This window comes from Streptomyces sp. NPDC059142 (genome assembly GCF_042755665.1).
GTDB lineage: Bacteria > Actinomycetota > Actinomycetes > Streptomycetales > Streptomycetaceae > Streptomyces.
This window is the reverse complement of the sequence record NZ_JBHZDA010000090.1, coordinates 20,669-29,770: the sequence shown is the minus strand read 5'-3', so window position 1 is coordinate 29,770 and position 9,102 is coordinate 20,669. Positions and strand designations below refer to the sequence as shown.

At 72.2% G+C, this 9,102-nt stretch carries 10 protein-coding genes and 1 riboswitch; of the genes, 4 read left to right on the top strand and 6 right to left on the bottom strand.

Annotated features, from left to right (window positions below; genetic code table 11):
- Positions 1-69 precede the first annotated feature (69 nt).
- The 3 genes from ACFXPK_RS26275 to ACFXPK_RS26265 form a co-directional block, all read right to left on the bottom strand.
- Positions 70-1,674 (bottom strand): DUF2637 domain-containing protein, encoded by a 1,605-nt coding sequence (locus tag ACFXPK_RS26275; RefSeq protein WP_385079201.1) that lies wholly within the window; start codon positions 1,672-1,674, stop codon positions 70-72.
- Positions 1,675-1,851: 177 nt separating this feature from the next.
- Complete coding sequence (locus tag ACFXPK_RS26270) at positions 1,852-2,661, bottom strand: DUF3558 domain-containing protein (protein WP_384996788.1); 810 nt, start codon at positions 2,659-2,661, stop codon at positions 1,852-1,854.
- A gap of 223 nt (positions 2,662-2,884) precedes the next feature.
- Entirely contained in the window at positions 2,885-3,778 is an 894-nt protein-coding gene (locus tag ACFXPK_RS26265) for a DUF3558 domain-containing protein (RefSeq protein WP_385079198.1), read from the bottom strand.
- A 162-nt stretch (positions 3,779-3,940) separates the two neighbouring features.
- On the opposite strand from ACFXPK_RS26265, the gene ACFXPK_RS26260 reads away from it, so the two are divergent.
- Complete coding sequence (locus ACFXPK_RS26260; protein ID WP_384996784.1) at positions 3,941-5,134, top strand: RtcB family protein; 1,194 nt, start codon at positions 3,941-3,943, stop codon at positions 5,132-5,134.
- A 6-nt stretch (positions 5,135-5,140) separates the two neighbouring features.
- Here the strand turns inward: ACFXPK_RS26260 and ACFXPK_RS26255 are convergent, their stop codons facing one another.
- On the bottom strand, positions 5,141-5,914 hold the full coding sequence (locus tag ACFXPK_RS26255; protein WP_384996782.1) for an SDR family NAD(P)-dependent oxidoreductase: 774 nt from the start codon (positions 5,912-5,914) through the stop codon (positions 5,141-5,143).
- A 187-nt stretch (positions 5,915-6,101) separates the two neighbouring features.
- On the opposite strand from ACFXPK_RS26255, the gene ACFXPK_RS26250 reads away from it, so the two are divergent.
- Positions 6,102-6,596: a hypothetical protein gene (locus ACFXPK_RS26250; protein ID WP_384996781.1), complete on the top strand. Its 495-nt coding sequence runs from the start codon at positions 6,102-6,104 to the stop codon at positions 6,594-6,596.
- Between the two features lie 16 nt (positions 6,597-6,612).
- On the opposite strand, the gene ACFXPK_RS26245 is transcribed toward ACFXPK_RS26250, so the two are convergent.
- Positions 6,613-7,347 (bottom strand): Mut7-C RNAse domain-containing protein, encoded by a 735-nt coding sequence (locus tag ACFXPK_RS26245; protein ID WP_384996779.1) that lies wholly within the window; start codon positions 7,345-7,347, stop codon positions 6,613-6,615.
- 263 nt (positions 7,348-7,610) lie between these two features.
- Between ACFXPK_RS26245 and ACFXPK_RS26240 the strand changes: the two genes are divergently transcribed.
- Positions 7,611-7,874 (top strand): GlsB/YeaQ/YmgE family stress response membrane protein, encoded by a 264-nt coding sequence (locus ACFXPK_RS26240; protein WP_384996777.1) that lies wholly within the window; start codon positions 7,611-7,613, stop codon positions 7,872-7,874.
- 3 nt (positions 7,875-7,877) lie between these two features.
- On the opposite strand, the gene ACFXPK_RS26235 is transcribed toward ACFXPK_RS26240, so the two are convergent.
- Entirely contained in the window at positions 7,878-8,609 is a 732-nt protein-coding gene (locus ACFXPK_RS26235; RefSeq protein ID WP_385079192.1) for a histidine phosphatase family protein, read from the bottom strand.
- A gap of 22 nt (positions 8,610-8,631) precedes the next feature.
- A riboswitch (cobalamin riboswitch) is annotated at positions 8,632-8,787 on the top strand.
- 37 nt (positions 8,788-8,824) lie between these two features.
- Between ACFXPK_RS26235 and ACFXPK_RS26230 the strand changes: the two genes are divergently transcribed.
- On the top strand, positions 8,825-9,064 hold the full coding sequence (locus tag ACFXPK_RS26230) for a CbtB-domain containing protein (protein ID WP_384919951.1): 240 nt from the start codon (positions 8,825-8,827) through the stop codon (positions 9,062-9,064).
- The last annotated feature ends 38 nt before the right edge of the window (positions 9,065-9,102 follow it).

The window sequence follows — 9,102 nt, the reverse complement described above, 5'->3', positions numbered from 1 at the left end:
GTCCTGGACAGGCAGCCCCCTCACGCGTGATCGGGGATCAGGGACCGGGGACCGGACGGGGACCGGGGCTCAGGCGATGTACTCGTTGTTGTCCAGCTCCGACTGGTAGCGGGAGCCGAAGTCCTTGAGATAGGGCTTGAGGGAGTTCTCGCTCAGCGGGTTCCCGCCGCGACCCGTGATCCCGTACAGGTCCATCAGATAGATGCCGAACTGACGGGCGTTGGGGAAGCCGCCGTACTCGTTGACGTACTTGCGGAAGGCGCTGAAGTACGCCTCCTCGCGGGTGATGTCGTCGGGCAGACCGGAGACGGGCTGGTCCTCGGCCGCCTCCTCGGGCCGCGCCGGGCCCTGGTCCTGCGGCTGGGACGGGGGCTGGGGCTCGGCGTACTGCGACTGCGACGCCTGGCCCGGAATACCGCCCAGGGGACGGCGGTTGCGGCCGGGCGCGGGGGCCGGGCCGCCGTCGGGGGCGCTCTCGGGGCCCGAGGGGACCATCACCGGGGTGGGCTCAAGTCCCTCGACGTACGTGGGGTTGTACGCACCCTCGTACGCGCCCTCCGGCACCTGCGGCGCGGCGAACCAGGGACTCACCTGCGCGGGCTCGGGGGCCCCGCGCTGGGGCTGCTGCGGCTGCGGGGACTGCGGGGACTGCTGCGGCTGAACCTGCTGCGGCTGCTGGGCCTGTTCGGCCTGCTGGGCCTGCTGGGCCTGCTGAGGATTCTGCATCTGCTGGGGCTGCTGGGGCTGCTGGGGCTGCTGGGGTTGTTGCGGCTGTTGCTGGGCCTGCTGGTCCTGTTGCGGGTCCTGCTCCTGCTCCGGCCGGGGCTGCTTCCGGAGGCTCGCCGGTATCTCCCGCTGCCCCTCGTCCTGGTGCTCCTGCTCCTGCTCCTGGTCCCGCTCCAGCTCGGCCACCGGGGTCGGTGACTGGCCCTGGCCCTGCGGGAGTTCGGCCACCGCCGGCTTGGGCGCGGGCGGCAGCAGCACCGGTTCGATACCGGCCGCCGCCAGCCCCGAGGGAGCCGTGTCGGCCAGCGGTACGCCGTACTTCGCGAGCCGCAGCGGCATCAGCGCCTCGATCGGCGCCTTGCGCTTCCAGTTGCGGCCGAACCGGGCCTGGAGGCGCGACTGGTAGATCAGCCGGTCCTGTTCGAGCTTGATGACCTGCTCGTACGAGCGAAGCTCCCACAGCTTCATCCGGCGCCACAGCATGAACGTGGGGACGGGCGAGAGCAGCCAGCGCGTCAGCCGCACGCCCTCCATGTGCTTGTCCGCGGTGATGTCCGCGATCCGGCCCACCGCGTGGCGCGCCGCCTCGACCGAGACGATGAAGAGCAGCGGGATGACCGCGTGCATCCCGACGCCGAGCGGGTCCGGCCAGGCCGCCGCGCCGTTGAAGGCGATCGTGGCGGCCGTCAGCAGCCACGCCGACTGGCGCAGCAGCGGGAAGGGGATCCGCATCCAGGTCAGGAGCAGGTCGAGCGCGAGCAGGACGCAGATGCCCGCGTCGATGCCGATCGGGAAGACCAGCGAGAAGTTCCCGAAGCCCTTGAGCTCGGCGAGTTCGCGTACGGCGGCGTAGGAGCCCGCGAAACCGATCGCGGCGATGATCACCGCTCCCGTGACCACGACCCCGATGAGTATCCGGTGCGTACGTGTCAGCTCCATCGCGGCCACCCGCGATCCCCTCCCGTTGTCGGCATCAGGTACATCACGTCCTGACGTCATCCGGCGGGCACAGCCTGGCACATGTGTGCGGATGACGTGGCGCGGGGAGCCGCGAGCGGCCCTCCGAAGAGGGCCGCGTTCCGGGCGAAGAGGGGGAAAAGGGGCGGCCCGTGACCGGGATCGCGTTTACTCGGACTTTGCCTTGGCGTCGGACTCCACGGCCGCGCCGGACGACTCGGGCTTGCCGGACGGCGCGCTCGGCGAGGCGTCGCCGCCGCCGGAGTCCTCGGACCCGCCGGCGCCGCCGGAGACGGCCGCCACGGCCTCCTTCGCGGCGCTGACCGCGTCCTTCGCCAGATCGGCGGGGCTCGGCGACGTGGCGCCCGCGTAGCCCGTGCCGTTGTAGGTGAGGGTGATGACGACGTTCTCCGTACGGGCCACGACGGTCGCGTACGAGAAGGTGGCGTCGGTCTTCTTCAGCGTGTACGTGATTGTGCTCGCCTCGTTACCGATGCCGGTCCCGGGAGCCGTCTTGACGTCCTTGGCCGACTCGGTGCCCTGGGCGCCCGCGAGTTCCTTCGTGTAGTACTCGCCGGCCCGCTTGGCGCCGCTGCCGAGCGTCGTGTCGGAGTCGTACCGCATGAGGGAGACGTCGAGCCAGCGGTACTGGGACCCCTTGACGCCCTTGTCCTCCAGGCCGTTCCAGGAGCAGCTCCCGCGCGTGGAGATGTCGCTGGACTTGCCCTCCGTACCGCCCTTGACCTTGGCCTTCGGGACCATCGAGTCGACCGTCTTGCCGCTCACCGTCTTGCACGCATCGGGCAGCGCGCTGAACTTCGCGGGCGCGACGGTGGGGGACGGGGCGCGGGTGGGGGTGGTGGAGCCGTCCGCGTCGCTCTTGCCGTCGGAGTCGGACGAGCACCCGGCGACGGCGAGCATCACCGGAACGGCTGCGCAGGCGAGTATGCGGGTGAGTCGCGAGGCTGATCGGTGCATGGTTCCTTCAGGATTCCTTGAGTCGGTCGCGTGCGGTCTCGGTCGCGTGGGGTCTCGGTCGGTCTCGTCGGCCCGCCGTCCGCGTACGGCGCGCAAGGCGCGCACGCCACGGAGGTCCGAGCGGCCACGGTAACCGGCGAGCCCGCCCCGCGGGGCCCGGAGCCCGACTCCGGCCGCCGGGCGGAGGGGCCCCGTACGGCTCGGCCCGGCGCCGCGGCGGACCCTATTCGTTGAGCTGGTCGACGAGCGTACGGGCCAGTCCCCGCGCCTTGTCCTGGAGTTCCTTGCTGTCGGGGGCCTCGGTGGAGAGGGCCGGCTGCTCGGTGTACCGGACGGTCACGATCACGTTCGATGTGCGGAACACCACGCTCACCGTGCGGTGCTGCGCGGCCGAACCGGAGCGCGCGAGGACATCGTCCAGGAAGGCGGCGTCGCCGAGATCGTCCAGGACGCGGGGTTCGAGACCCTCGGTCGAGGACGCGGACGGGGACGGCGACCCCGAGGGCGTCCCGGAGGGGGAGACCGTCTGGGGTCCGGGCGCCGCGGCGGAGTCTCCGGGGGCGTCCGAGGCGCCGGGCGCATCCGAGGCGCCGGGGGAGCCGGATGTCCCCGAGGCGCCCGGGGTTCCCGGGGAGGAAGAGGAAGAAGAGGAGGACGAGGAGGAGGGGGCGAGATGCGCGCCCGCCTCCTTCGTCGCGTAGACCTCCTGCGCGCGGGTGTCGTCGCTCACGGCCGGGTCGTACGACACCACCCGCTCGAAGTCGAGCACGAGCTGGTTCGAGGCGGCGGGCGAGTCGGCCTTCCAGCTACAGCCCACCCGCCGGTCCGTGTCGTACGTCACGGCCGCCGTGCCCTGGTACGCCTTCTCCTGCTGGTCCTCGGGGAGCGAGGCGGTGCCCGGCAGCAGGTCCTTGAGCGTGGCGCGCGGCACGGCACCGCACGCCTCGCGCAGCGTCCGGTACTTGCCGGGCTGCGCCGCGGTCGCGGTGGTGGTCTCGCCGGGCTTGGAGTCGCCGGCCGAGGCGTCGTCGCCGCTGCCGGCCGTACAGCCGGCGACGGCCGCCACGAGGAGCGCCGCCAGGCCGGGTACGTACGCGCGTCGCGCCTTGAGCTGCACGGTCCCGGACTCCCTTCTCGCCAAAACTGCTTGCCGCCGGATGACGGTCGATGGACACAATGTCTATCGCACGCGATGCCGTCGACGCTGGCCGGCCATCCCTTATGGCTGCCTTGGCTCCGGTTTTTGCGTTATCCAGACTTTCGGGGGAATTGAGGAAATATGTCGTATGTAGAGGTGCCGGGCGCGCAGGTACCCATCCGGATGTGGGCCGACCCGGCGACGGTCGAGGACGGCGCGATGCAGCAGCTTCGTAACGTCGCCACCCTGCCCTGGATCAAGGGCCTCGCCGTGATGCCGGACGTGCACTACGGGAAGGGCGCCACGGTCGGCTCGGTGATCGCGATGCACGGCGCGGTCTGCCCGGCGGCGGTGGGCGTGGACATCGGCTGCGGTATGTCGGCGGTACGGACGTCCCTGACGGCGAACGACCTGCCGGGCGATCTCTCCCGGCTGCGCTCCAAGATCGAACAGGCCATCCCGGTGGGCCGGGGGATGCACGACGACCCGGTGGACCCGGGGCGGCTGCACGGGTTCCCGACGGCGGGGTGGGGGGATTTCTGGGAGCGGTTCGGGGGTGTCGCCGACGCGGTCAAGTTCCGTGAGGACCGTGCGGTGAAACAGATGGGCACGCTGGGATCAGGTAATCATTTTATCGAGTTTTGTCTCGATGAATCGGGTGTCGTCTGGCTCATGCTGCACTCCGGATCCCGGAACATCGGCAAGGAACTGGCCGACCACCACATCGGCACGGCGCAGAAGCTGCCGCACAACCAGGGGCTGATCGACCGGGACCTGGCCGTCTTCATCGCGGAGACCCCGCAGATGGCGGCCTACCGGAACGATCTCTTCTGGGCGCAGGAGTACGCGAAGTACAACCGCGCGATCATGATGGGGCTCTTCCAGGACGTGGTCCGCAAGGAGTTCAAGAAGGCCCGGGTGACCTTCGACCCGGTGATCTCCTGCCACCACAACTACGTGGCGGAGGAGCGGTACGAGGGCATGGACCTGCTGGTCACCCGCAAGGGCGCGATCCGGGCGGGAAGCGGGGACTTCGGGATCATCCCGGGGTCGATGGGCACGGGCTCGTACATCGTGAAGGGGCTGGGGAACGAGGCGTCGTTCAACTCCGCCTCGCACGGGGCGGGCCGCCGGATGAGCCGTAACGCGGCCAAGCGGCGCTTCTCGACCCAGGACCTGGAGGAGCAGACCCGGGGCGTGGAATGCCGTAAGGACTCCGGGGTCGTGGACGAGATCCCGGCCGCGTACAAGCCCATCGAGCAGGTCATCGATCAGCAGCGGGACCTCGTGGAGGTCGTGGCGAAGCTGAAGCAGGTGGTGTGCGTGAAGGGCTGAGCGGGCTCACCGCTCGCGGTGGACCTTCGTGTTGGACGCCTGGGCGCGCGGGCGCAGGAGCAGGAGGTCGACGTTGACGTGGCTCGGGCGGGTGATCGCCCAGGTGATCGTGTCGGCCACGTCGTCGGCGGTGAGGGGTTCCGCGACGCCTTCGTAGACCTTGGCCGCCTTCGCCTCGTCGCCGCGGAAGCGGGTGGTGGCGAACTCCTCGGTCCTGACCATGCCGGGGGCGATCTCGATCACGCGGACCGGGGTGCCGACGATCTCCAGGCGGAGGGTCTCGGCGAGGACGTGGGCGCCGTGCTTGGCGGCGACGTAGCCCGCGCCGCCCTCGTACGTGCCGTGGCCGGCCGTGGAGGAGAGGACGACGACCGTGCCGTCGCCGCTCGCGGTGAGCGCGGGGAGCAGGGCCTGGGTGACGTGGAGGGTGCCGATGACGTTCGTCTCGTACATCTGCCGCCAGTCCGCCGGGTCGCCGGTGGCGACGGGGTCGGCGCCGAGTGCGCCGCCCGCGTTGTTGACCAGGACGTTCACGGAGGGGAAGCGGTCCAGCTCGGCGGCGAAGGCGTCGACGGCGGCGCGGTCGGTGACGTCGAGCGCGTACGCGGTGGCCCGGTGGCCCGCGGCGGTGAGTTCCGCGGCGAGGGCCTCGATGCGGTCCTTGCGGCGGGCCGTGAGGACGACGTGGTGGCCCGCGGCGGCGAGGTGCCGGGCGGTGGCGGCGCCGATGCCGCTGCTCGCTCCGGTGATGACGGCGGTGGGGGTCCCCGTGGCGCTCATGACGTAACTCCTCGCGCGTGTGATCGACTCCGGCCAGGATAGGCGGGGCGCGGCCGGAGGGGGCGGGGACCCGGAGGACGGCGCAGCGGAGCGCGCGGGGGCGGGCGGGCTGCCATGCGGGTGATGTGGGGCGTGCCGGGCGGGCGCCTGGCCCGGATGACAGTGTGATGATCACTATCTTCCGCTCATGGGTGTCCTGCGGAAAGTGGTGCTGGTACTGGTCTCGGCCGCCACGGCGGTGGTCATGGGCGCGGCTCCGGGTGCCGGAGCGAGCGCGCCGGGGCGGAGCGGGGAGGCCCCCGAGGCCGATCTCGCCCATCACGGGCATGTGTCGCTGTCGGGCGGACGTCTCACGGTTCTGCTCGGCTCCGAGAACCACGGGCCGTCCGGGCTGGCCGGCGCGACCGTACGGCTCGACTTCTCGGCCGCGGTGACCGAGGGCGGGCCGCTGCCGCCGGCCTGTCTGTGGGGCGGCGACCGTACGGTCCTGTGCCGTACGGGGCGGCTCCGGCCGGTCGGGCGGAGCGAGGAGCTGACGCTCGACCTGCGGACGGCGGGCACGCCGGACGAGATCGTCGTACGGGTCGACACCGCGTGGAACGGCGGCGCGGACGACCCCAACCCCGAGAACCACCGGCACCGCGTCCTGGCGCCGGACACCGGGGACCGGTACGTCTTCTGACCCGGCCGGACCGCCGTTACGCCGCCGCGCCGCCGAACTCGCGTACCGCGTCGTCGACGATCGCCGCCAGGCGGGCGTGGTGGGCGCCGCGCCAGTAGACCCGTCCGCAGGCCGCGCAGCGGGCGAAGACGTCGTAGCCGCGCTGGGTGCCGTGCTGGAGCTGTTCCTGGACGGACTCCTTGTCCGCCGGGCCCAGGGCGCCGTTGCAGGCGGTGCAGCGGGTCCAGGGGGCGAGGACGGGGGCGAAGCGCTGGAGGACGTCCCTGAGCTGGTCGTCCGGGCGGTCGCTGTAGATGTACGCGCCGGCCCAGATCTCGCGGCGGCGCAGCAGTCCGCGGTCGCGGGAGAGCAGCACCCGGCGTTCGGCGGCGGAGAGCGCGGCCAGGGCCGGGTCGCCCAGGTCCTCGCTCTCGTACGCCGCGTCGACGCCCAGCAGCCGCAGGCGGCGCGCGAGGGTGCCGAGATGGACGTCGAGGAGGAAGCGCAGGGGCGCGCCGGGCACGGTCTGCGGGCGGGGCACGGAGCGTACTTCCACGGATTCGCCCGCGGCCGGGATGTGGGAGAAGGGCACCTCGCGGCCGTCGACCAGGAGCGGCCCCGCCTCGGTGAGCGGGACGCCGAGGGATTCGACGGCGTGGCCGAGGGTGGACGAGCCGTCGGTGCGCAGGGCGGTGCGTCCTTCGCGTCGCTCGGCCGGGACGAAGAGGCGCAGTTCGGGGGCGAAGGCGATGTGGATCTCCGGTCCGTTCACGCTGTCAGGATGTCACCGCGCGGCCGGGCGGGCCAGGGATTTCCGGGGGCGGGCGGGGGAGTACGCCGTGGGCGGGGCCCCGACCGTCGCGGTGAGGGCGCGGACGAGGTGGGCCTGGGCGCCGCTGCGGTAAGTCCCCCTGGGATGTGGGGACTTGGGGGCGCGGGGGCCGGTGCGGCGGTGGTGAGGATTCGGCGGCTCCAGGGCGGGCACACGTTCCGCTAGCACCACTTTCGACAGTAAGTGGGCGAAGAGGAGGGGACATGGAGATTTCCGGCATTTTCGTTGCCATCGTCGTCGGCATCGTCATCGGTGTGCTCGGACGGCTCGTGGTGCCCGGGCGCCAGCGCATCGGGGTGCTGTGGACCATCGGCGTCGGTATCGTCGCGGCGCTCGTCGGTACGTTCATCGCGGCGGCGTTCGGCGTCGCGGACACCAAGGGCTTCGACTGGATCGAGCTGATCATCCAGGTCGGTCTGGCGGCCGTGGGTGTGGCCGCCCTGGACCGCGCCAAGGGCCGCGGCTGATTCTCAGTTCTCCTCCCCGGCGCCCCCGTCGGCGAGCGGACGGCCGCTGAGCAGGTTCCAGCGGCCGTTCCGGCCGGTGAGTTCGATGGCGGTGAGCGGCCGTACGTCGAGCCGCCAGAACGTCGCCGCGGCCGTGCCGAGCGCGTGGACGGTGGCGGCGCGGACGATGTCCGGCTCGGCCACGGCGACCACGCGGGGGGTGTCCTGGCCGAGTGTGTCGAGCCACCGGCCGACGCGGGCCTGGAGCGCGAGCAGGGTCTCACCGCCGTGCGGCGCGGCGGCGGGGTCGGTGAGCCAGGCGTTCACCTCCCGCGGTTCCGCGGCGGCGACCTCGTCGAGGGTCCTGCCCCGCCAGCGGCCCATCGCCCAGGGCGCGAGGTCCGGCAGTGGCCGGGCGTCCAGGCCGAGCAGACGGGCGGTGGCACGGCAGCGGGGCGTGGGCGAGACGTACAGGGCGGCGGTACGGGCGGTGCGGAGGAAGTCCTCCCGTACGGCCTCGGTCTGGCGCACCCCGGCGGCGTCCACGGCGCCGTCGTCCTGCGCGGCGCACCTGCCGCCGGCCGTCGCGGCGCCGTTCCCCGCGGCGTCCACGGCCCCGCTCTCCACGGCCCCGCTCTCCACGGCCCCGCTCCCCGGCGCCTCGGGGGCCCGGCCCTCCGGCGGTTCCTCGCCGAAGCGGGCCGCGCGCAGGGCCGGTCCGATGGCGGGTGAGACGAGCAGCACGCGGATCGTCATGACAAGGGCCCCCTTGGCCCGTCTGCCGGTTCGCGGTACCTTCACGTCGATATCCACGACGGCGAGACGGAAGTCCGGTGAGATTCCGGCACGGTCGCGCCACTGTATGCCGGGACCGGCCGCGTGCCATGCGGCGGGGGCCCGGTGAGTCAGACCCGAAGGCCGTCGTTCGAGCTCCATGCAACGGGACGCGAGTTCCCCAAGGAGGATTTGTCATGGCGTCGTCCATAGCGTCTACGACCGGGGCCGTCGCGCCCACCTCGTCCACCGCCGCCGTACCGGCTCCGCTGCCGCTGCGCGCCGTTCTGCCGTGGGCGGTCTTCGTCGGCACCCTGATGCTGGTGCTGCTCTACTTCGTCGGCGCCGAACAGGGCGCGACGTCGGTGATCTCCGGCGCCGGAGTGCACGAGTGGGTGCACGACGGCCGTCATCTGCTCGGCTTCCCCTGCCACTGACCTGACGGCTTTCACGGAGCACGAGAGTACGGAGATAT